The sequence below is a fragment of the Agrobacterium sp. LEGMi-208b genome, from assembly GCF_059511785.1.
The window spans coordinates 1,084,740-1,106,107 of sequence record NZ_CM183446.1 but is presented as its reverse complement, the minus strand read 5'-3'; the positions used below and the strand labels follow the sequence as shown (position 1 = coordinate 1,106,107).

The window sequence follows — 21,368 nt, the reverse complement described above, 5'->3', positions numbered from 1 at the left end:
CCAAGCAGCGCTATACCGATTCACACGTTCACAGGATATTTACCGTGAAAATCCTATAATCGGGCTAGGGTATTCCAAACATTGAGCAGTTACGGTCACTTATGATGAATCAGAAAATTCTTCTCGCTGAAGACGACAACGATATGCGCCGCTTCCTCGTTAAGGCGCTGGAAAAAGCCGGTTACAAGGTTTCTTCCTTCGATAATGGCGCAAGCGCCTATGACCGGCTTCGCGAAGAACCATTTTCGCTGCTGCTGACCGATATTGTTATGCCCGAAATGGATGGCATCGAACTTGCGCGGCGCGCGACCGAACTCGATCCCGACCTCAAGGTGATGTTCATCACCGGCTTTGCCGCCGTTGCATTGAACGCCGATTCGAAGGCTCCGAAGGACGCCAAGGTGCTTTCCAAGCCGTTCCATCTGCGCGATCTGGTGGATGAGGTCAACAAACTCCTTGTGGCGTAAGGCCTCTCAAAAAACCTTCACAAAACCGAAAAAAAGCAGTTGACGCATGAACCGGTTTTGTGGTCTATCCGCCGCCACGGAGGGCGTGTAGCTCAGCGGGAGAGCACTACGTTGACATCGTAGGGGTCACAGGTTCAATCCCTGTCACGCCCACCATCCGAATTTTTAGTATCAAGGCCTTGCGAGATATCGCAGGGCCTTTTTACATTTTGGCTTTTGGATTTGGCGGGTCTGCCGAAAATGTTTTCCCGAACATGCGATCCAGCGCCTGCGTGACTTGCCACCATCAAGCCGTCCCCAATATTTCGCTTATGGCCGGATGAAGCATGGCTATCCATGCCACTGCGGTGCGGCCTGCGAGCCGGATACAATTCCCCAAAAACCGGAAAAGTTCTGAGATAAAGGGCGATCTAAATGCCGGTTATGCAACAATAAATTACAAAATCCTCATTGCCTGTCATGCCTTTCGAAGCTTAGATTTTATCGGGGGGTAGAAATGAGAGAGCAATGTCGAACCTGGGTAGCCTCATATCCCTTGTTGTCCTCGCAATGGGAATTTTCGTCTTTTATCGGTGGATGTCGGATGACGTCAGCAGGGAAGACAGGAACTCGGAGTCGAGATGGTGAGTTTTTCGGTCACGACAGATACCGCAATATCCGAGATAAGAAACCGGGTGACAAAAATCATCGGCGAGCAACTCGGAATAGCGGATGATAAAATAATCGATACGGCGAATTTTTCCGAAGATCTGAATGCGGATTCGCTTGAGGTCGTTCAGATCGTCATGGAGATCGAAGAGGAATTTGGCATCGAAATTCCCGATGCCGCCGCAGACAGTCTTTCCACTGTCGGTGATGCCATTCGCTTCATTCAGCTGGCAACGACTTAGCCCGATCTCGAAAAGGTGCGTTCGATATGGCGATAGTCCATCCCTTCATCTATTTCGTCCCCGCCATTGCCGGCGCTTATGTCCTCCACAAATTCATCCTTTATTTGCTGGATGCCGATTAGGCGCTGTTCACCCCGCCGCTTCTCGGCCAGGTCCCACCTGAGATCCCTTCTTCTCCGAATAGATCGCAATAAATTTCACGTTATAAAATAAAATTCAAAGGCATTGACGGCTGTTCGGTTTCCGGCTATCCCAGTTGTCATGCAATAAATTACATCCAATAAAATTTATTGCGGACTAAGTCATTGTCCTTGGGAGGGGAATATGTTGGCTTTTCTGAAATCGACCGTTGCCGCGGGTGTTTTAGCCGTGGCGATTTCCGCTGGTGCCGGTTCACAGGCCGTTGCTGCGGGCAAGTTTGCCTGCGAGCCGGGTGAGACCTATGTGATGAACGTCATGGTTTCCAGCCACCCCTATTGGGTGCCGGTCTTCGAGGGGTTCAAGCAGGCCGCAAAGGCGCTCGGCTGCGAGGCCGTTTTCACCGGCACCCCGGAATATGACATCACCAAGCAGATCGCATCTTTCGAGCAGGAACTGGTGAAGAAGCCGAAAGGCATTCTGCTGCACCCGATGCAGGCCGATCCCTTTATCGAGCCGATCAACAAGGCGATCGGCTCCGGCGTTTCGGTGACGACTTTTGCGGCGGATTCTCCGAAGTCGAAGCGCACCGCCTATATCACCTCTGACAATGTTGCCGAGGCGAAATTCGCGGCTGACGAAATCGTCAAGAAACTCGGCGAAAAAGGTGAATATGCCGTTCTGGAAAATCCGGGACAGAGCAACCACGATCTGCGCGTCACGGCCCTCATCGACTATATGGGGCGCACCTATCCGCAGATGAAGCTGGTCGGCCGTCAGGCGACCAATCAGGATTCGAACCTTGCCTACCAGGCGGTCGGCGCATTGTTGCAGGCCAATCCCAATCTGGGTGCCCTGTGGATTCCCGAAGCCGGTTCGGCCGAAGGCGCGACGGCTGCGGTCCTTGAGGCGAAGAAGAAGGTCCTGATCCTGCATGCGGATATCACCCCGGCCACGCTGGAGCATATCAAGCAGGGCAATATCTACATGTCCATCAATCCCAATCAGGGGGTTCAGGGCTTCATGGGCTTCATGAACACGTTTCTCGGCGCCCATTCGGATCTGATCGACCCGTTCAACGACTACAAGGTTTCCGGCTTCAACCCGATGCAGGTTCCTTCGATGGACAATGGTTTTGCTGTCATCACCAAGGCGAACGCCGCTTCCTTCGATCTCAACGACTATATGAAGGGGCGCTGACGCGTCGCTCTGGACCCGGCGAGGTTTGCGCCTCGCCGGCCACAAGGGGAAGCAGGTTCGGGAGGGCGTGATGGGTGAGGTCATCCTCAGCATGACGAATATTCACAAGGCGTTCGGCCCCGTGCGGGCGCTGCGCAATGCGGCGCTGGAGCTGCGACGCGGCGAAATCCACGCGCTGGCGGGTGAAAACGGTGCCGGCAAGTCGACGCTGATGCATATCATCGACGGCATCCTGCAGCCGGATGGCGGGGAAATCGTGCTGGACGGCAAAGCGGTCAAGATATCCTCGCCCAATGCGGCGAACCGGCTCGGCATCGGTTTCGTGCATCAGGAGATCGCGCTCTGCCCGGAGATTTCGGTCGCCGAAAACATGTTCATGTCGCAGACCGGCCAAAGCCGTTCCTGGTTCATGAATTATCGCGATCTGGAAAAGCGGGCGGCAAAGGTGCTGCGGGAGATCGGCGATATAGATCCCGCCCGAAGGGCCGGCGACCTGTCGATTTCGCAGCAGCAGATCGTCGAGATCGCCAAGGCACTGACGCTCGATTGCCGTATCCTGATCCTCGACGAGCCGACGGCGGCACTTACCGAGACCGAGGCGCAGACGCTTTTCAAGATCATGCACCGGCTGGCGGCGCGCGGCATCGCCATCATCTATATTTCTCACCGTATGGCGGAGATTTTCGAGCATTGCGACCGCATCACCGTCATGCGCGACGGCTGCCATATCAGGACGGAGAATATTGCCGATATTTCCCCGGAGGAAGTCGTCAACAGCATGGTCGGACGGGTTCTCGACAAGCTCTATCCGCCAAAGCTTTCGGACGATGAAAAATCGGACGACGTCATTCTCTCGGTTCGAGGCCTGAATGAAGGAAGGCGCGTTTTCGATGTCGATTTCGACCTGCGCCGAGGCGAAATTCTTGGGCTCGCCGGGCTGATCGGCGCGGGCCGCAGCGAGATTGCGCGGGCCGTCTGCCGGCTGGAGGGAAAACCGAGAGGCGAGGTTACGCTGCGTGGCCGGCCGCTGAAGCTCAAAGACTATCGGGATAGCATCCGCGAGGGGCTGGTCTATCTCTCCGAGGATCGCAAGGGCGAGGGATTGTTCCTCAACATGTCCATCGCTTCCAATGTTTCCGCACTCGATATCGGCAGGATATCGAACGGCATGGGCTTCATCGAGCGGCGCAAGGAGATGAAGCGCGCCGACGAACTCGGGCACCGGCTGAAATTGCGGGCAAACAGCGTTGGTGATGCCGTCTCGACCTTGAGCGGCGGCAACCAGCAGAAGGTGGCGCTGGCCAAGATGCTGTCGGTGGAGCCGGAGGTCATCTTTCTGGATGAGCCGACTCGCGGGGTGGATGTGGGCGCCAAAGCGGAAATCCACCGCCAGATACGGGAACTGGCGCGTGAAGGGGTCGGCGTGGTCGTCATCTCCTCGGAATTGCCGGAACTCATCGGCGTCAGCGACCGCGTGCTGGTCGTGCGCGAGGGGCGGATCACGGGTGAGGTCGAGGGCGACGACATGACGGAGGAAAAGATCATGCAGCTCGCATCGATCAATATTGTGCATAGCCCGGAAAGGGCCTGAGGGAGCGGGAAAATGGCAACATCGGAAACACCTTCAAGCCTTGCCGAGACGGCGGTTCGCCGCGCGGCCTGGTGGGAGCCGGCGCTCAAGGCGCGGGAAACCGGGCTGATCGTTATCATCCTCGCGCTTTTTGCGGTGATGTCGTTCATATCGCCGTATTTCCTGACCGTGGACAATCTGCGGGCCATGGCCATGGTCTTCGCCATCGAAAGCATCGTCGTGGTGGGCATGACGATCCTGCTGATCTCCGGCGGCATCGATCTTTCGGTCGGCTCCGTCACGGCGCTTGCGATGGTGGCGGCCGGCTGGCTCTTCCTCAACGGCGTCGACCCCTGGGTGGCGGCGGGCCTCGCAATCTGCCTCACGACGTTGATCGGCATGGCCATGGGATTCCTGACCACCGTCATAGGCCTGCATCATTTCATCGTATCGCTCGGCGTCATGGTGATTGCGCGCGGCGTATGCCTGCTGGCAACGGGCGGGCGGCCGCTTGGGCTCTATTCCCTGCCGCCGGAATTCAAGTTCATCGGTCAGGGCGCGCTTGGCGGCATTCCGCTGGTGCTGATCATCTTCGCGGTGGTGGTTGTCGCTTTCGATCTGCTGCTGCGACGCACGACAGCCTTCCGCAAGGTGTTCTATACCGGCAGCAATCCGAAGGCCGCGGCTTATTCCGGCATCCGCGTCGGCCGGGTGGTGTTTGCCACCACCACGCTCTGCTCGATGCTGTGCGGTGTTGCAGGCGTTATCTATATGGCCCGTTTCGGTTCCGCCCAGCCAAGTTTTGGTGTCGGCATGGAACTCAACGTGATTGCAGCGGCGGTCATCGGCGGCGCGAGCCTTTCGGGCGGCTCGGGCACCATTCTGGGTGCGATCCTTGGGGCGATCCTTTTGTCGGTGGTTTCCAGTTCGCTTGCCTTGCTCAATGTGTCTGTCTACTGGCAGGACATCATCAGGGGCAGCATATTGCTGACCGCGGTCCTGTTCGACCACTATCTGGTCAGGCGCCGCCGTTGAGCGCCCTTCGCTCGCCCGAGGGTAATTGGAGAAAGACGACTATGCTGGATATCAAGGACGATTTCGATCAACAGAGGCAGATGTATTCCGTCCTGGTGCTGCATTTCATCGAGGGTGTGAAGCAGTCGGAAATCGCCGAACGGCTCAATCTTTCCCATACCAAGGTGAACCGCATGATTGCGGCCGGCCGCAAGGCGGGCATGGTGAAGATCACCATCGCCAGCCCCTATCAGCGGCTCGTGGACCTCGAAAACGAGATCACCCGCCGTTTCGGCCTCAGGCAGTCGGTGGTGACGCCAACGGTCTCCGATAATCCGGAAACCGCCTTGCAGATGGTGGGTCGGGTGGCCGCCAACCATTTGCTGGAGACGATCCGTGACGGCGATGTGATTGCGATTACCGGCGGCAAGGCGGTGAGTGCTGTTGTCGATAACCTGGAGACGGAGCGCCGTTTCGATGTGCGGGTGGTGCCGCTGACCGGCGGCGTGCAGGGCAAGCACTACACGGATGTCAATCATCTCGCCACGCAACTGGCGGAGAAACTCGGCGGCAGCGCGTCGCTCGTGCATGCGCCGCTGTTTGCCGAGGATGAGGAACAGCGTGACCTCCTGATGAATGTCGCATCGATCCGCGAGGTGTTCGATCTGGCGCGGCAGGCGCAGGTGGCGCTGGTCGGCATCGGCTCCGTGGAGGCACCCGGTTCCGGCTACTACGATCTTCTGCCGGATGCGGCCCGTGGCGGGCAGGCGCTGGTGGATGCGGGCATTGCCGGCGAGTTTCTCGCCCATCTCACCATGGCGGACGGGCAGCTGGCACGCATCGATCTCAACTCGCGCGTGGTGGCGCTGGACCCCGGGCAACTTGCCCGGTGCCCGAATATCATCGGTGTGGCGGCAGGCGCCATCAAGGCCGGACCTGTAGCGGCCACGCTTGCCGGTCGCTATCTGACCTCGCTCGTCGTGGATGAGGCGATAGCCGGCTATTTACTGGATCATGAAGGAGGGGAAACCTCGTGACGGATAATGCAATATTGACCCGGACAATCGGCGGCAGCGACATCAACGCTTCAGTGGTGGGGCTTGGCACCTGGGCCATTGGCGGCTGGATGTGGGGCGGCACAGACGAACGGCAATCCATCGCCGCCATTCAGGCCTCCATCGATGCGGGTATTTCCCTCATCGACACCGCGCCCGCCTATGGCATGGGGCTTGCGGAAACCATCGTCGGCAAGTCGATAGCCGGCAGGCGCGATAAGGTGGTGCTGGTCAGCAAGTGCGGGCTCGTCTGGCATGTGAATGAGGGTGCCTATTTCTTCCATCAGGATGGCAAACCGGTTCATCGTTATCTCGGCGCCGCTTCCATTCGTTACGAGGTCGAAGAAAGCCTGAAGCGGCTCGGAACCGACTATATCGATCACTACGTGACCCATTGGCAGGATGCCACGACGCCGATTGCCGAAACGGTCGGGGCCTTGGTGCGGTTGAAGGAGGAGGGGAAGATCCGTTCCATCGGAGCAAGCAACGTCTCGCCCGGCGATCTCGAGGCCTATATCGCCACCGGTGCGCTGGATGCCATTCAGGAAGAATATTCCATGGTGAAGCGGGATATCGAGACGACGCTGCTGCCGCTTTGCCGGGAGAATGCCGTCTCGGTTCTCAGCTATTCATCGTTGGCGCTCGGTCTCCTGTCGGGCAAGGTCGGGCCTGAGCGGGTCTTTGCAGAAGACGACCAGCGCCACGGCAACCCGCGCTTCAGCCAGGCGAACCGTCAGAAAATCGCGCGGTTGATGGGCGTGCTGGAACCGGTGGCGGCCGCCCACGGGGCCTCGGTCGCGCAGGTGGTGATTGCCTGGACGATTGCCCAGCCGGGCATAACATTTTCGCTGTGCGGCGCACGCGATCCCGCTCAGGCGGTTGAAAACGCCGCAGCGGCGCGTCTTCGCCTCACGGAGAGTGAGCTGGCGCTCATCAGTGCCGGTGTCGCGGAGCATCTTGTGGGGCTCGATACCTGATTATGTAGCTGGGACGGGATTTCAGGCGAACAGCGCATAATTTTCGTCCCGTCTCTCACGTCGCTTTAAACGGTCAACAACATTGGGACGCTGGTCATCCGCCAGCGAACGGTATTTCTATGCCCAGTTTTCGCGAGGACGCTCTGCGCCGCATCCGGCTCGATGGTGATTTTGATGCCGTCGTTATCGGCGGCGGCATCAACGGAATTGCCGCCTATCGCGATCTCGCCTTGCAGGGGCTGCGGGTGCTGCTGGTCGAGCGCAACGATTTCTCCTCCGGTTGCAGCGCCGCACCTTCGCGCATGATCCATGGCGGCCTGCGTTATCTCGAAAATGGTGAATTCGGCCTCGTGGCAGAGTCTTTGCGGGAGCGGGATGCACTTTTGAGGCTCGCGCCGCATATGGTTCATCCGCTGCCGACCACGATCCCGATCTTTTCGACTTTCAGTGGCCTGTTCAATGCGGCGGCAACCTTTGCCGGCTCCGGCGGAAAACCCGCAAGCCGGGGCGCTCTCGCCATCAAGGCGGGTCTGATGCTCTATGATTTCGTCACCCGCAAAAACCGCATCCTGCCCCGTCATACATTTCGCGGCGCACCGGCGACCCTGCAGCATTGGCCGGATCTGACGCCGGACATCAGATATTCCGCCACCTACTACGATGCGTGGATCAGCCAGCCCGAACGGCTTGCGCTGGAGCTTCTGATCGACACCCGCGCCGATGCGCCGCAAAGCATTGCGCTCAATTATGCGGAGCTTGTCCGTTTTGACGATGAATATCGTCTTCGGCTGGAGGACAAGGATGAAACCTTCGCCGTGCGCCCAAGGATCATTGTCAATGCGACCGGCGCCTGGATCGACGAGACGATTGGCGCGCTGACCGTTGCCCCGGTGGCGGAGACAGTAAAACCAACTGTCTCCGGAACCAAGGGTTCACATCTGATCATCGCCAACGAGGCACTTTTGAAGGCCCTGAACGGCCATATGATCTTCTTCGAGAATGACGATAATCGCGTCTGTATCCTCTTTCCCTATCTCGGCCGGGTTCTCGCGGGCTCCACCGATATCAAGGTGGATCGCCCCGAGCGGGTGCGCTGCGAGCCCGAGGAACGGGATTATATTCTGGACGCGATCCGCCAGGTCTTTCCGCAGATTGCCATCGCCCATTCCGACATCGTCTTCAGTTTCAGCGGCATCCGCCCGTTGCCGCGCAGCGATGCCGCCTTCACCGGAAGAATATCCCGCAGCCATTTCATCCACCGCGTTGCGGGTGATCCGCCGCAACTCTGTATGATCGGCGGCAAGTGGACCACCTTCAGAGCTTTTGGCGAACAGGTGACCGACGAGGTTTTGGCCTTTCTCGGACGCAAACGGCTGACCGGCACCATGGACCGCGCAATTGGCGGCGGCAGGAATTTTCCCATTGGCGCTGGTAGCCTGCCCGCCTTGCTGATGGAAGAGTTTTCGATTGCCGGAGACCGGGCGGAGCATCTGGCTCTGGCTTACGGTTCCCGCGCCTTCGATCTGATGGGCTTTTGCCGGGACCGTGCGGATGATGCGCCGCTTTCAGAAAAATCGCTGATAACGGCCGCGGAGGTGATCTGGCTGATCCGCTTCGAACACGTGCGACACCTGACCGATCTCGTCCTGCGGCGCACGACGCTCGCCATCACCGGCTTCATCGATGCCGATCTGATCGACGCGATCCTCGCCGTTGCGGCCCGCGAACTGGGCTGGCCGCCCGCCCAGGCGGCGGCGGAACGGCAGCGGCTTATCCATGAGCTGGCGACTTTTTACGGGGTCACGCCGGCAATGCTTCAACACAGATGCAAGGAGAATGCATGATGATGCGAATTTCGAAAAAGGCGCGCATGAACCGGCTGTTCCGTAATGGCGGCTGCCTGGATGTGGCCATTGATCACGGGGTTTGCAACGAGCCGAGCTTCCTCGTCGGGCTGGAGGATATGGCGCAGACCGTGGACAGGCTGGTCGAGGCTGGTCCCGATGCCATCCAGATGGCCTATGGGCAGGCGGATCTGCTGCAGCAGAGGCCGGAGCGCGACAAGCCGGCTCTCGTCATGCGTATCGATATGGGCAATCCCTATAATTCCACGCGCCACAGAACCATGTGGTCGCAGCTCCAGAACCATCATGATCCGATCATCGGTGCGTTGGAAATGGATGCCGCCTGCGTCGTCGTGAACCTGTTCATGCTGCCGGACGAGCCGGACCTGTTTCGTCAATGCGTCGAAAACATCAGCCGTGTGCGGGCAGATTGCCATCGTTTCGGCATGCCGCTGATGATCGAGCCGCTGGTGATGCTGCCCAACGATGTGCGCGGCGGTTATCAGGTGGATGGCGATGCCGAAAAGATCGTCACGCTGGTACGCCTTGCCTCGGAAATGGGAGCCGATATCATCAAGGCTGATCCGACCAGCGATCCGCGTGATTTTCACAGGGTGATCGAAGCGGCGCGGTGCCCGGTGCTGGTGCGGGGCGGGGGACGTGAGGACTTGCGCAATGTGCTGGCGAAATCGGCGGCTCTGGTGGCCGAGGGTGCGGACGGAATGGTTTACGGGCGCAATATCTACCAGCACGACAATCCCAGGGCCGTCGTTGCGGCGTTGATGGCCATCATCCATCAGGGTGCGGGTGGTGAGGAAGCATGGGATATCTATAATCGTGGCTGATAAAAATCACATATTGGGTCTCGATGTCGGCAACACGGTCATCAAGGCGGTGTTGTTCGACACGGCAGGCCGGCAGGTTGCGCAACACGCCATCGACGGACAGTCGACATTTCCGCAGCCCGGCTATGTCGAGCGCGATCTCGAGGAATTGTGGCGGAACGGCTGCGAGGCGATCCGCCAGCTTCTGGTGAAATCGTCCGTCGATCCCCGCAGCATCCTGGCGGTGGGCTGTGCCGGCCACGGCAATGGCCTTTACCTTCTGGACAGGGACCGGCAGCCCCTGATCGGCATCCAGTCGCTCGACAGCCGCGCTGCCGATGTGTCGGCCGAGCTTGACCGGAAAAGCGGAGCACAATTGCAGGCCCGTTGCCTGCAGCGGCCATGGCCTGCGCAAACACCCAGCCTTCTGGCTTGGGTGAAGCGACATGCACCCGATCTCTATGCCCAGACGGGTACGGTTCTGTTCTGCAAGGATTTCGTCAATTTCCGCCTGACGGGGTGCCTTGCCAATGATATTTCCGATCTCAGCGGCGCGGGGCTGCTTGCCTTGCCGGAAGCGCGGCTCGACCGTGCGCTTCTGTCGCTTTACGATCTTGAGGACGCGTTCGCGTTTTTTCCTCGTCGCGTGGAATCGGCTGACATTGTCGGCCATGTCACGGGCGAGGCTGCTGCTATGACGGGGCTGCCCGAAGGCACGCCCGTCATTGGTGGTTTCTTCGATGTGGTCTCCAGCGCCATGGGGTCGGGCGTCATCAATGCCGGGGAAGCCTCCATCATCGCCGGCACCTGGAGCATCAATCAGGTTTTCGCGGATAAGCCGGTCATCAGTCCCGATGTCTTCATGGTCACGACCTTTGGCCGTGATCGCTATGTCAATATCGAATCCAGCGCCACTTCCGCCGCCAATCTGGAATGGTACGTGCACCGTGTTCGCGGTGACCATGGCGACCACGCCTTCGAGCGCTGCAATGAATTGGTCGGCTCCGTCACGCCGCGCGCTGACGATCCGTTCTTTCATCCGTTCATTTTCGGCTCGCGACTGGGTGCGGAATTCCGTGGCGGCTTTTACGGTTTGGCAGGGTGGCATGGCGAAGGCCATATGTTGCGCGCCCTGTTTGAAGGCGTGTGTTTCGAACATCGCCGCCATATCGGTGTCCTGCGCGAAGCCGGACTGCCGGTTGAAAGCGCCGTGATGTCCGGCGGCGGTTCCCGCAGCCAGCATTGGCCGCAGATCATGGCGGACGTTCTGGAAATTCCGCTGCGCGTCGCAGAGGCCCGCGAGACGGGCGCGCTCGGGGCAGCCATTGGTGCGGCTGTGGCGATTGGGCTTTATCCTGATTATGAGGAGGCGGTTGCGGCGATGACAAGGGTCGCAAATGCTTACCGGCCGGATGCTGCGCAAGTCTCGCACTATCGGCGACGCTACGGTCTCTATCAGGAATTGACCGGACAGTTGCGTGGCTTCTGGAGCGCTTTGCGGTTACCGCAATAGTTCCCGGCTTCGGTAGGGCGCAATCGCGTGCGCCCGCATCAAGCAGAGCCCTGCGCGGAGAGCAAATATCTGCGCAGGAAAAGAAAAAATCGCGCAATAGTTTGTATATACTCTAATATTACAACCTTATAAAGTATTGATGTTTTCTATGCCGATTAAAAGATAAAATAGAAAGTAATTTTTAAACATAGCTTCATAATCTTATCCTCCAGCCAGGTCGCCAACAGTTGCGCACGCACCCGTAACTCTCGCTACCGTCGCGGCACAGTTTTTGGGGGATGGGGCATGCTTTTTAAATCGACAACAGGGCGGAATATTTTTGCGGTCGCCGCATGCGGTGTCTTTGCTACGATCGCGGCCTCGGCCGTGCTGTTTTATCGGTCGCTTGAGGATACGAGGGCCAACAGTCTCGAGCGTATGCGGCAGATCGCCCATACTGAAGCTCTGGTGACCGAAAAGAATATCGGCGGCACCATTCATATCGTCAACAGCCTTGCATCGGTTCTGGAATCGATGAAACAGTCAGGTGATGCCGACCGGGGTAAGGCGGATCGGATCATTCACCACATGCTGGCAAATAACCCCGATATCCTGGGTCTCTGGACGGGATGGGAGCCAAATGCGTTTGACGGCAAGGATGCGGATTTCGCCAACAGGGAAGGGCATGATGCGACCGGTCGGTATATACCCTATTGGGTGCGCAGCGGAGGTAAAATAGGCAATACCGCATTGACCGACTATGCCACTGCAGGCCCGGGCGATTATTATCAATTGCCCTTCACCCTGAAGAAAACGGTGGTCGTGGAACCCTATCCTTACGCAATCGACGGCAAGGAGGTTCTGATTACCTCGATTGCCAAGCCGGTTATGGTCGATGGCAAGCCTGTGGGGGTTGCCGGCCTCGACCTGTCGCTCGATGAAACGAGCAAGGCGCTTTCGACCGTGCGGCCCATGGGAACGGGTTTCGTCAGTCTGGTCAGCGGCGGCGGCAAGATCATCAGCCATCCGGATGCGGCGATCATGGGGAAAAGCCTTGCGGATGGCGGTGCGCAGACCGCTGGCTGGGACCAGCTGATTGCCAATCCCGGTGCGGAGCGCGAGATCGCTGCACCGGACGGAACGGCGTCCTTTGCCATCGCCTTGCCCGTCATGCTTACCCAGGACATGAAATGGTACGCAATCATCTCGGTGCCGGAAGAAACGGTGTTTGCGCAGCTGCATGCCATGATGCGTGACGCTGCGGTCACGATCGTCACGGCCACCGTGCTGCTGGCGCTGGCGGGATGGTTCATTGCGCGGCGGTTCATCGGGCGCATCGCCAATATCATCGATGAGACCGCACAGATTGCACAGGGAAATCTTCAGCTGACACTGAAGGATATCGGGACAAGGGACGAAATCGGCGATCTTGCGCGCTCGCTTGATGTTCTGCGCGAAAACAATCGGCAAAAGGCCTCGCTGGAGCAGCAGGCCGAAACCAACCGCACGCTTGGTGAAGAAGAACGTGCGGCCCGGGAACGCAAGGCTGCCGATGAGGCGGGCAACATCCGCTTCGCCGTCGACAGCCTGGCTTATGCTCTGGCGAAGCTTGCCGACGGCGATGTGTCCTGTCGGATCGACGATCCCTTCGTCGAGCAGCTCGACGCGGTGCGGAGCGATTTTAACGGCTCGGCCTGAAAATTGCAGGATGCGCTTCTGCGGGTATCGGAAAATGCCTCCGGCATCGACGCTGGCGCCAATGAAATCAAGGCGGCGTCCGATGATCTGGCGCGGCGAACCGAGCAGCAGGCGGCGGCCGTTGAAGAAACCGCCGCGGCCCTCGAGGAGATTACGACAACGGTAAAGGACGCTGCGAACCGCGCACATGAGGCGGGCCGGCTCGTTTCCCGCACACGCATCGGGGCGGAACGGTCGGGCGAGGTCGTGCGTCAGGCCGTGCTGGCGATGGAGCGGATCGAGAAATCGTCGAACGAGATTTCCAGCATCATCGGCGTGATCGACGAGATCGCCTTCCAGACGAATTTGCTGGCGCTCAATGCCGGTGTGGAAGCAGCGCGTGCCGGCGAGGCGGGCAAGGGTTTTGCCGTGGTGGCGCAGGAGGTGCGTGAACTTGCCCAACGCTCCGCCGCTGCGGCGAAGGAAATCAAGTCGCTGATCACCAAGTCGAACCAGCAGGTCGAAGAGGGCGTGCATCTCGTCGGAGATACCGGCAAGGCGCTCGACGTCATTGTCGCGGAAGTGCAGGAGATCAACCAGCATGTCGCCGCGATCGTGGAATCCGCGCAGGAACAGTCGTCCGGCCTTCAGCAGATCAACGTCGCCGTCAACCAGATGGATCAGGACACGCAGAAAAATGCCGCGATGGTCGAGGAGATGACCGCCGCAAGCCACACGCTGGCGACGGAGGTTGACGCGCTGAACCGGTTGCTCGGCCAGTTCGAGCTCGGCCAGCGAATGGGTGCCCATCGGGGTTCTCTGAGGGCGGCCTGATTGGCCGCCTTGTGGGGTTCTCTCGGTCGGCGCGCTGACGGGGACGGCAGGGAAATGGAAGATGGACTTTGTCTGCAAATTGAGCATCTTATTCCTGCAAGCAGTAATGGGATGATCAACAGCAGATGGATATCAGGCGCCTGAAATCGTTTATCACGATTGTCGACATGGGTAGCATCACAAGAGCGGCCGATGTGCTGCATATTGCCCAGCCGGCGCTCAGCCAGCAGCTGGCGAGCATCGAGGAGCATTTCCGCCAGAAACTGCTGACCCGAAGCCAGCAGGGTGTCGTCATGACCGATGCCGGCAAGGTCGTGTACCGGCACGCGCAGGTCATTTTGCGGCAGATGGAGCAGGCGCAGGCGGAGGCGCTGGAAGCGGGCGCCGTGCTTTCCGGCAAGGTATCGGTGGGCCTTGCGCCTTTCAGCAGCGCCGCCACGCTTTCGTTGCGTCTGATGGAGGAAACAAAGCGGCTTCATCCCGGCATTCTGCTGCACATCACGGAAAGCGTCAGCCAGCCCTATAGCCAGATGATCATGAACGGTCGTCTGGAAATGGGTTTGATCCACGGCACCGGGCCGATCCGGGGCGTCAAGTTCACGCCACTATTGCGGGAGGAATTCGTGCTGGTCGTGCATCGCAGCTTCGGTGTGGAACCAGGCGATGCGCCGATCACGGTCGCCGATCTGGCGTTTTTGCCCTTCCTTCTGCCGCCGACCTATAATTTCGTGCGCCGCGCCATCAATCTCGCCTTCACCCGCAGCCGCAAGGATCTGATCGTCATGGCGGAGCTGGAATCGGTCAGGACCATCGCACGCGGCGTGGATGCCGGGCTCGGCGCGACCATAACGCCCAAGGCCATCGCCGACCGTATCGTGGCGGAATCCAATGAGGAAATCGTCGTCCGGCAGATCGCCAGTCCGATGATCGAGGAAACGCTGTCCTTCTGCGTATCGGACAATACGCCGCTCTCCGAGCCTGCGCTTGCCGTGAAGGAGATATTGCTGCAACTGGCGGAGACCCTGAAATAAAAGGGTCCGGTCCGGCTTTCAAACCATGCGCGGGGCCACTCGCTTGGTCCCGCGCATGGAAAAGATCAAAGCATTGATTCCTTGCGGCAGTTCACCAGCAATTCGGCCACCGAAAGGTTGTTCGGCAGGCGAAGCAGGGTTTCCACCATTTCGGCGAGATCGTCCGGCTGGGTCATATCCTCGCGGCTGACCTCCGTTTCGCCCGCTGTCATGTCTGTTGCGATATAGCCGGGGCAGAGGGCGGTGGCGCGCACGCCGCTGTCCCACAATTCCTGGCGGATGCCATGGGTGAGGGCGACGACGGCGAATTTCGTCATCGCATAACCGACATTGGAGCCAACGCGGCGTCCCGCCAGCGAAGCGACATTGATGACCCTGCCTTGCCCTGCCCGGACCAGGTGCGGGATGGCGGCGCGTGTGACCCTGAGCGGGCCCTTGACGTTGATGCGCCACATCTGGTCGAGGCTTTCTTCGCCCGCATCCATCACCCGCACCTTGGGGTTTATGCCGGCACAATTGACTAGCCCGTCGATCCGGCCATATCTGGCGGCAACGGCCTCAACCCAGGCCTCCGCCGAGCCCGCCTCTTCCGCATCGTAGCGATCAGCCGAGAGCCGGTCCTTCACCGCAACGGCGGCAGGATTTCGCGCTCCCGCCGCGACGGTGAAACCGGCTTCGTGAAGCCTTTTGGCGATCGCGAGACCAAGACCCCGCGATGCGCCTGAAACCATGATGACACGGCCACTTCCTCCCAACATGCTGTTCTCCCTATTTCATTCCATTGCAGAATTCGGCGATGCGCGCGCAGCCTTCGGCGAGGTTCTCCATGCTGGTGGCATAAGAAAGCCGGAAGAAGGGGCTCAGGCCATAAGCCGCGCCCTGCACCGTCGCAACGTGATGTTCGGCGAGCAGCGCCATGACGAAATCGGTATCGTTCTCGATCTTCGTGCCGCCCTTCGTCGTCTTGCCGATCAGCGCTGCGATGTTCGGGAAGATGTAGAAGGCGCCTTCCGGCTTATGGCAGCGGAGACCCTCGATTTCAGAAAGCTTGCCGAGCACGAAGTCGCGGCGCGTCTTGTAGATATCGGCGCGCTCCTTCAGCAGATCCTGCGGGCCGTCGAGAACCGCGACGGCGGCGGCTTGCACGATGGTCGCGACGCCGCCGCTGTTCTGGGTGTTGACGTTGCTGATGGCCTTGATGAGATCCTTCGGGCCACCGCAGAAGCCGAGGCGCCAGCCAGTCATGGCATAGGCCTTCGATGCGCCGTTGACGGTCAGGACACGATCATAAAGCCGCGGTTCGACTTCGGCGATGGTGCAGAATTCGAAGTCGTCATAGATCAGGTGCTCATACATGTCGTCAGTCATGATCCAGACATGCGGATGCCGCAGCATGACCTCGGCGATTTCCTTCATTTCCTCGCGCGAGCAGGCGGCGCCGGTGGGGTTATTGGGGAAGTTGAAAAGCAGCCATTTTGTTTTCGGGGTGATGGCGGCTTCGAGATCTTCGGCGCGCAGACGGAAACCGTTATTTTCGGGGCAAACCACCGGCACCGGCACGCCGCCCGCGAACTTCACGATATCCGCATAGCTGATCCAGGACGGCGCCGGGATGACGACCTCGTCACCCGGGTCGCAGGTGGCCATGATGGCGTTGAAGATGATCTGCTTGCCGCCGCCCGCCACCAGAATCTGGCTCGGATCGTAGTCGAGATTATTGTCGCGCTTGAACTTCCGCTGGATTGCGGCCCGTAGTGCCGGCGTTCCATCGGCTGGCGGGTATTTCGTATCGCCGGCAAGGGCCGCCGCATGCGCCGCCTCGACCGCGTGGGCGGGGGTCGCAAAATCCGGCTCGCCGGAAGACAGGCTGATGACCTTGATGCCCTGGGCTGCGAGGTCGCGAGCTTTCTGGGTCATGGCGAGCGAAGCTGACACGGTGACGTTGTTGAGGCGTTGGGCGATAGTGGGCATGGATTATTTCCGATTGTAACGGTGAAGGCAGGCATCGTCGCGACGCCAGTGCATGCAAAGAGGTTACGGGAATTTTCCGCCGTTTCCTCAATACGACTTCGATGTGAGGTCATACGGGATTTTGATGCATCGCCGAAAAAATGGGGTGGGCAGTCCATATGCGTATGCGATGACCTCAGAGGAATAAAATATTATGCAGCCCGTCGGCTTAGCCCCTAAGCTCGGCGTAACAACAAGGGAACGACGCGTCGGGCAATGTTACCCAGAGAGGTAACCGGCGCGAAAATGCAGAAATATGCGACAGGTGCCGGCATAAGACCGAGTACCTCGACAGGGAGCACACCCAGCAAATTCTAGTCATAGGGCCTGGACGATCTCGTTCGGCTCAACGCGATGCCTCGTGCCGTATTCAACGCGACGGGAGTATAGATGTCGGATATTGCGATCATGGAACCACATGCCCCGCCACGCCGTGGAGTTTCCGGCTGGAAAGCCCTGGAGCGCCGGCTGTTTTCGCCCGGCATCCTCATCCTGCCGCTCCTGATCTTTCTCACGATCTTTTTCTTCTGGCCGGCCGTCCGGTTGATGACCTTCAGCGTCATGACGCAGAATTCGCAAGGGTTGATCGGCGCCCCCTTCACGCTTGCCCACTATGTCAGGTTCTTTGAGGTCGATCTTTACCAGAAGGTACTCTGGGCGACGATCCGCATCAGCCTCATCACCTCGGTTCTTGCGGCGATACTGGCCTATCCGGTTGCGACCGTTCTCGTGCGCGGCAATATCGTCACGACCCGCATCATCACGCTGATCGTGATTGCACCGCTGGCCGTCAGCGTCGTGGTGCGCGCCTATGGCTGGCAGCTCATTCTCGGCAATGGTCCGACCGGCCTTCTGAACTACGTCCTGATGAATCTCGGCATCATCGACAGCCCCATGACGCTGCTGTTTTCGGACGCCGCCGTCATCATCGGCTCCCTGCACATTTTCTTCCCGATGATGGTGCTGCCGCTGTCGTCCGCGCTTGGCAAGATCGATCCAAATCTGCAGCAGGCCGCGCGCACGCTCGGCGCGCCGGCCTGGAAAGTGTTCCTGCGGATCACTTTCCCCCTCAGCCTTCCCGGCCTGGTGGCGGGTTTCACGCTGGTATTTTCGCTCGCTTCCGCATCCTATGTCATTCCCGCTTTGATCGGCGGTCCCGGCTCGCAAATGCTCGGCAACATGGTCGAACAGCAGGTTCTCGCGGTTTATGACTGGCCGTTTGGCGCCACCATCGCCACCATCCTCGTCTTCATCGTCATTCTGATCAACGCCGTCTCGATGCGGCTGCTCGGCGGGCGTCGTATCAAGGCAAGCGCGTCATGAACAACAAGCTGACAGGCACGTCCGCCATCGTCCTCTACACGATCACCGCCGCCATGATGGTGTTCATCCTGGCTCCGATCGTCCTCGTCGTCGCCATCTCGTTTTCCGACAGCTACTTCGTCACCTTCCCACCGCAGGGCTTCACCTTCCGCTGGTATGCGGCGGTGATGCAGAACGAGGAATTCACGGCCGGCCTCACCTTCAGCGCGGCGCTGGCGGTGGCGACCACCATCCTTTCGCTGGCGCTCGGCGTTCCCGCCGCCTTTGCGCTCTCCCGTGGAAAGTTCATCGGCCGTTCGCTGATGAAGGGATTGCTGCTTTCGCCGCTGATCTTTCCCGTGCTGGTCACCGGTCTTGCGCTGCTGCAGCTTTTTTCCGGCTATGGCTGGATGGATACCAAGCTGAAGCTTCTGATCGCCCATACCGTCGTGACGTCGCCCTATGTGATCCGCACGGTGCTGACCAGCCTCCAGCTCGTCAATGTCAGCCTCGAGGAGGCGGCGCGCACGCTTGGCGCTACCCGCTGGAAAACCTTCACGCGGGTGATCTTTCCGCAGATCGCGCCCGGCGTCGCCTCCGGCTCGATCTTCTGCTTCATGGTTTCTTTCGACAATTATCCCGTTTCGATGTGGCTGGCCGATTCCGCGAACCTGCCGGTGCCCATCGTTCTCTATCGCCAGATCGGCACGGTCTTCGATCCTTCGGTCGCGACCATGTCCACCATCATCATCCTTCTGGCGGTGACCGTCGTGCTCGTCCTCGACAGGCTGGTGGGTCTGCGCCGGGCAATGGCTATGTAAATCAACAACAAGAGGGGTACCGGAAATGACAGACAAGACCATCATCATGAAACGGCGCAGTTTCCTGACAGTCACCGCAGGCGCGCTAGCCACACCCTATTTCTACACCGCGGCTTCCGCACAGGACCGCACCATGTATGTCGGCGTCTATAATTCGGCGCAGGGCGGGCTGATCAAGAAGGAAGTGATCCCGGCTTTCGAAAAGGAATATAAGTGCCGGGTGCTGACGACCGAAGGCGCAACACTTGCCAATATCGCGACGCTGCGCGCCACCCGCGAAAATCCGCAATATAGCGTGATGTCGATGGACGATGTCGGTGTTCCGCAGGCCAAGGAGGAAGGTCTGATCGAACAATTGCCGATGGACGAAATCCCCAACCTCAAGAATGTCTATTCGCGTTATCTCTTCGAAGACAATTTCGGGGTTGGTTTTGCGATTTCGATTGCCGGCCTGTTCTATAATCCGACGACGGGCAAGCCCTTCGAAAGCTACGAACAGATGTTCGACAAGAAATATGCCCGCCGCATGCTGCTCAATACGCCGAAGAACACCCAGAGCGTTCTGATGCTGATGGTGGCGGCCGCCCTTGCAACCGGCAAGCCGCTGAAAGAAGCGCAATACGACACGGATGCCGGCTGGGCGAAACTCGCCGAGCTGAAGCCGAACGTGCTCTCGATCTACGACGCGGAAGCGCAGACGATGATGGTGGCGCAGGGCCAGGCGGATTTCGGCGGCATCGAATATTCCAAGGCGGTTTATCCGCATACCAAAAAGGGCGTGCCGCTGGACATGACCTTCCCGAAGGAAGGCGCATTCACCGGCATCAATTCCATCGCGCTGGTAAAGGGCGGACCGCACCGCGATCTCGCGCTTGCCTATATCAACCGTATCCTCGATCCGGGCGTGCAGAAGATGCTTTCGGAAGCCACTCTAAGCGCGCCTTCTGTCAAGGGCATCGAGTTCGGCGCAGATACGGCGAAGTTCCTCGCTTATCCGGAAGCGAAGATGGAATCGCTGAACCTCTTCACGCCGGACTGGAAATACATCATTCCGCGTCGCGCTCAGTGGCTCGAAAAATACAACCAGACCTTTAACGGCTGAGGAACGCTGATGAAATCCGTAGAAGTCCGCCTGGAAAGACTGACCAAACATTACAGCGGTCAGGTCGTTGCCGTCGATGATGTTTCGCTTACCGTCAAGGCAGGGGAAATCCTGGCGCTTCTCGGTCCGAGCGGATGCGGGAAAACGACGTGCCTGCGCATGATTGCGGGGCTTGTCGATCCCACTTCTGGTGAAATCGTGGTCGGCGGCAAGCCGACCACGCGCACCCCGGTTCACCGCCGCAATGTCGGCATGCTCTTCCAGAACTATGCCCTGTTTCCCCATATGACGGTTGCCGAAAATGTCGCCTTCGGTCTGGAGATGCGGGGTATCTCGAAGGCTGATCGGGAAGGGCGCGTGAAGCAGGCGCTCGATCTCGTTCAGCTGCACGCCTTCGGCGACAGGCTGCCGGTGCAGCTTTCCGGCGGCCAGCAGCAGCGTGTGGCGCTGGCGCGCGCGCTGGTGATCGAACCTTCGATGCTGCTTCTAGACGAGCCGCTCGGTGCGCTGGACAAGGGCCTGCGGGAAAGCATGCAGGTCGAAATCCGCAGCCTGCAGCAGCGGCTTGGCCTCACCACCATCATGGTGACTCATGATCAGGACGAGGCTTTGACCATGGCGGACCAGATCGCCGTGATGCGGGATGGAAATCTCGAGCAGATCGCACCGGCCGGCGAAATCTACCAGAAGCCGCTGACACGCTTCGTCGCGGGTTTCATCGGCGCCTCGAACTTCTTCGAGGCGACGGTGGAGGAACGTCGGGGCCGCTCCGCGCGGCTGTTGACCGGTTCCGGCGTTCGGCTTGATGTGGATGACATGGGTGCGGTCAATGGCGACAAGGTCGTCGTCACGGTCCGCCCCGAGGCTGTCTTGGTTTCGCCGCTTGCGGCCGATGCCGCTGAAAGCCCCGTCAATTCCACTACGGCGCGGGTCGAGCAGGTCGTCTATCGCGGTTTCATGCTGCATTATTATCTGCGTCTGGACAATGGCGAGCCGGTGATCGCCTACCGGCAGACCCAGACGGAAGGTTTCACCAATGCCGTCAGCGCCGCCGGTGACCGGGTGAGACTGAGCTGGACGAGCGATAGCAACCACGTAATCCAGCTGAATTGACGTTTCC

General features: G+C 59.4%; 17 protein-coding genes, 1 tRNA gene and 1 pseudogene. 17 read left to right on the top strand and 2 right to left on the bottom strand.

Translation table 11 applies throughout. The annotated features are described in order from the left end of the window. Positions 1-104 precede the first annotated feature (104 nt). The 13 genes and pseudogenes from cpdR (at position 105) to AC5YUO_RS19635 (ending at position 15,013) form a co-directional block, all read left to right on the top strand. Positions 105-467 (top strand): cell cycle two-component system response regulator CpdR, encoded by a 363-nt coding sequence (gene cpdR, locus AC5YUO_RS19695; protein ID WP_003497910.1) that lies wholly within the window; start codon positions 105-107, stop codon positions 465-467. 81 nt (positions 468-548) lie between these two features. After that, positions 549-623: transfer RNA gene (locus AC5YUO_RS19690), tRNA-Val, on the top strand. 497 nt (positions 624-1,120) lie between these two features. Further along, the gene (locus AC5YUO_RS19685) at positions 1,121-1,357 is read left to right on the top strand and encodes an acyl carrier protein (protein WP_400816590.1); all 237 of its coding nucleotides are present in this window, start codon (positions 1,121-1,123) and stop codon (positions 1,355-1,357) included. 324 nt (positions 1,358-1,681) lie between these two features. Continuing rightward, complete coding sequence (locus AC5YUO_RS19680; RefSeq protein WP_496156457.1) at positions 1,682-2,695, top strand: substrate-binding domain-containing protein; 1,014 nt, start codon at positions 1,682-1,684, stop codon at positions 2,693-2,695. A gap of 70 nt (positions 2,696-2,765) precedes the next feature. After that, positions 2,766-4,286, top strand: coding sequence for a sugar ABC transporter ATP-binding protein (locus AC5YUO_RS19675; protein ID WP_496156456.1), 1,521 nt, complete (start codon positions 2,766-2,768; stop codon positions 4,284-4,286). 12 nt (positions 4,287-4,298) lie between these two features. Further along, positions 4,299-5,300, top strand: a complete 1,002-nt coding sequence (locus AC5YUO_RS19670) for an ABC transporter permease (protein ID WP_496156455.1) — start codon at positions 4,299-4,301, stop codon at positions 5,298-5,300. Positions 5,301-5,341: 41 nt separating this feature from the next. Continuing rightward, positions 5,342-6,316 (top strand): sugar-binding transcriptional regulator, encoded by a 975-nt coding sequence (locus tag AC5YUO_RS19665; RefSeq protein ID WP_496156454.1) that lies wholly within the window; start codon positions 5,342-5,344, stop codon positions 6,314-6,316. Beyond that, positions 6,313-7,311 carry an aldo/keto reductase gene (locus AC5YUO_RS19660; protein WP_496156453.1) on the top strand — a complete coding sequence of 333 codons (999 nt, stop codon included), beginning with the start codon at positions 6,313-6,315 and terminating at the stop codon, positions 7,309-7,311. The genes AC5YUO_RS19665 and AC5YUO_RS19660 overlap by 4 nt, the downstream gene beginning before the upstream one ends. A gap of 119 nt (positions 7,312-7,430) precedes the next feature. Further along, positions 7,431-9,155: a glycerol-3-phosphate dehydrogenase/oxidase gene (locus AC5YUO_RS19655; protein WP_496156452.1), complete on the top strand. Its 1,725-nt coding sequence runs from the start codon at positions 7,431-7,433 to the stop codon at positions 9,153-9,155. A 2-nt stretch (positions 9,156-9,157) separates the two neighbouring features. Next, positions 9,158-10,000 carry a class I fructose-bisphosphate aldolase gene (locus AC5YUO_RS19650; RefSeq protein ID WP_496156524.1) on the top strand — a complete coding sequence of 281 codons (843 nt, stop codon included), beginning with the start codon at positions 9,158-9,160 and terminating at the stop codon, positions 9,998-10,000. Then, a complete protein-coding gene (locus tag AC5YUO_RS19645; protein WP_496156451.1) occupies positions 9,993-11,492 on the top strand; it encodes an FGGY-family carbohydrate kinase in 1,500 nt (499 codons plus the stop codon). The genes AC5YUO_RS19650 and AC5YUO_RS19645 overlap by 8 nt, the downstream gene beginning before the upstream one ends. A gap of 285 nt (positions 11,493-11,777) precedes the next feature. Further along, a pseudogene (locus tag AC5YUO_RS19640) lies at positions 11,778-13,982 on the top strand (methyl-accepting chemotaxis protein). 125 nt (positions 13,983-14,107) lie between these two features. After that, a complete protein-coding gene (locus tag AC5YUO_RS19635; protein WP_003505935.1) occupies positions 14,108-15,013 on the top strand; it encodes a LysR substrate-binding domain-containing protein in 906 nt (301 codons plus the stop codon). A gap of 65 nt (positions 15,014-15,078) precedes the next feature. On the opposite strand, the gene AC5YUO_RS19630 is transcribed toward AC5YUO_RS19635, so the two are convergent. Together AC5YUO_RS19630 and AC5YUO_RS19625 are read right to left on the bottom strand one after the other, a co-directional pair. After that, positions 15,079-15,771: an SDR family NAD(P)-dependent oxidoreductase gene (locus AC5YUO_RS19630; RefSeq protein WP_496156450.1), complete on the bottom strand. Its 693-nt coding sequence runs from the start codon at positions 15,769-15,771 to the stop codon at positions 15,079-15,081. Positions 15,772-15,781: 10 nt separating this feature from the next. Next, the gene (locus tag AC5YUO_RS19625; protein ID WP_400816458.1) at positions 15,782-16,984 is read right to left on the bottom strand and encodes a pyridoxal phosphate-dependent aminotransferase; all 1,203 of its coding nucleotides are present in this window, start codon (positions 16,982-16,984) and stop codon (positions 15,782-15,784) included. A 429-nt stretch (positions 16,985-17,413) separates the two neighbouring features. On the opposite strand from AC5YUO_RS19625, the gene AC5YUO_RS19620 reads away from it, so the two are divergent. The 4 genes from AC5YUO_RS19620 to AC5YUO_RS19605 are packed head-to-tail and all read left to right on the top strand — an operon-like array spanning position 17,414 to position 21,361. After that, positions 17,414-18,346, top strand: a complete 933-nt coding sequence (locus tag AC5YUO_RS19620) for an ABC transporter permease (RefSeq protein WP_496156449.1) — start codon at positions 17,414-17,416, stop codon at positions 18,344-18,346. Further along, positions 18,343-19,146, top strand: coding sequence for an ABC transporter permease (locus AC5YUO_RS19615; RefSeq protein WP_496156448.1), 804 nt, complete (start codon positions 18,343-18,345; stop codon positions 19,144-19,146). The genes AC5YUO_RS19620 and AC5YUO_RS19615 overlap by 4 nt, the downstream gene beginning before the upstream one ends. Positions 19,147-19,171: 25 nt before the next feature. Next, positions 19,172-20,248, top strand: coding sequence for an ABC transporter substrate-binding protein (locus AC5YUO_RS19610; RefSeq protein ID WP_035225087.1), 1,077 nt, complete (start codon positions 19,172-19,174; stop codon positions 20,246-20,248). Positions 20,249-20,257: 9 nt separating this feature from the next. Then, positions 20,258-21,361, top strand: a complete 1,104-nt coding sequence (locus tag AC5YUO_RS19605) for an ABC transporter ATP-binding protein (RefSeq protein ID WP_496156447.1) — start codon at positions 20,258-20,260, stop codon at positions 21,359-21,361. The last annotated feature ends 7 nt before the right edge of the window (positions 21,362-21,368 follow it).

Bases quoted from the DNA above. Each gene is read 5' to 3' on its own strand.
- AC5YUO_RS19630 (WP_496156450.1), bottom strand. From the start codon at position 15,771: ATGTTGGGAGGAAGTGGCCGTGTCATCATGGTTTCAGGCGCATCGCGG.
- AC5YUO_RS19650 (WP_496156524.1), top strand. From the start codon at position 9,158: ATGCGAATTTCGAAAAAGGCGCGCATGAACCGGCTGTTCCGTAATGGC.
- AC5YUO_RS19675 (WP_496156456.1), top strand. From the start codon at position 2,766: ATGGGTGAGGTCATCCTCAGCATGACGAATATTCACAAGGCGTTCGGC.
- AC5YUO_RS19615 (WP_496156448.1), top strand. From the start codon at position 18,343: ATGAACAACAAGCTGACAGGCACGTCCGCCATCGTCCTCTACACGATC.
- AC5YUO_RS19610 (WP_035225087.1), top strand. From the start codon at position 19,172: ATGACAGACAAGACCATCATCATGAAACGGCGCAGTTTCCTGACAGTC.
- AC5YUO_RS19635 (WP_003505935.1), top strand. From the start codon at position 14,108: ATGGATATCAGGCGCCTGAAATCGTTTATCACGATTGTCGACATGGGT.
- cpdR (WP_003497910.1), top strand. From the start codon at position 105: ATGAATCAGAAAATTCTTCTCGCTGAAGACGACAACGATATGCGCCGC.
- AC5YUO_RS19605 (WP_496156447.1), top strand. From the start codon at position 20,258: ATGAAATCCGTAGAAGTCCGCCTGGAAAGACTGACCAAACATTACAGC.
- AC5YUO_RS19665 (WP_496156454.1), top strand. From the start codon at position 5,342: ATGCTGGATATCAAGGACGATTTCGATCAACAGAGGCAGATGTATTCC.
- AC5YUO_RS19680 (WP_496156457.1), top strand. From the start codon at position 1,682: ATGTTGGCTTTTCTGAAATCGACCGTTGCCGCGGGTGTTTTAGCCGTG.
- AC5YUO_RS19655 (WP_496156452.1), top strand. From the start codon at position 7,431: ATGCCCAGTTTTCGCGAGGACGCTCTGCGCCGCATCCGGCTCGATGGT.
- AC5YUO_RS19620 (WP_496156449.1), top strand. From the start codon at position 17,414: ATGTCGGATATTGCGATCATGGAACCACATGCCCCGCCACGCCGTGGA.
- AC5YUO_RS19625 (WP_400816458.1), bottom strand. From the start codon at position 16,984: ATGCCCACTATCGCCCAACGCCTCAACAACGTCACCGTGTCAGCTTCG.
- AC5YUO_RS19670 (WP_496156455.1), top strand. From the start codon at position 4,299: ATGGCAACATCGGAAACACCTTCAAGCCTTGCCGAGACGGCGGTTCGC.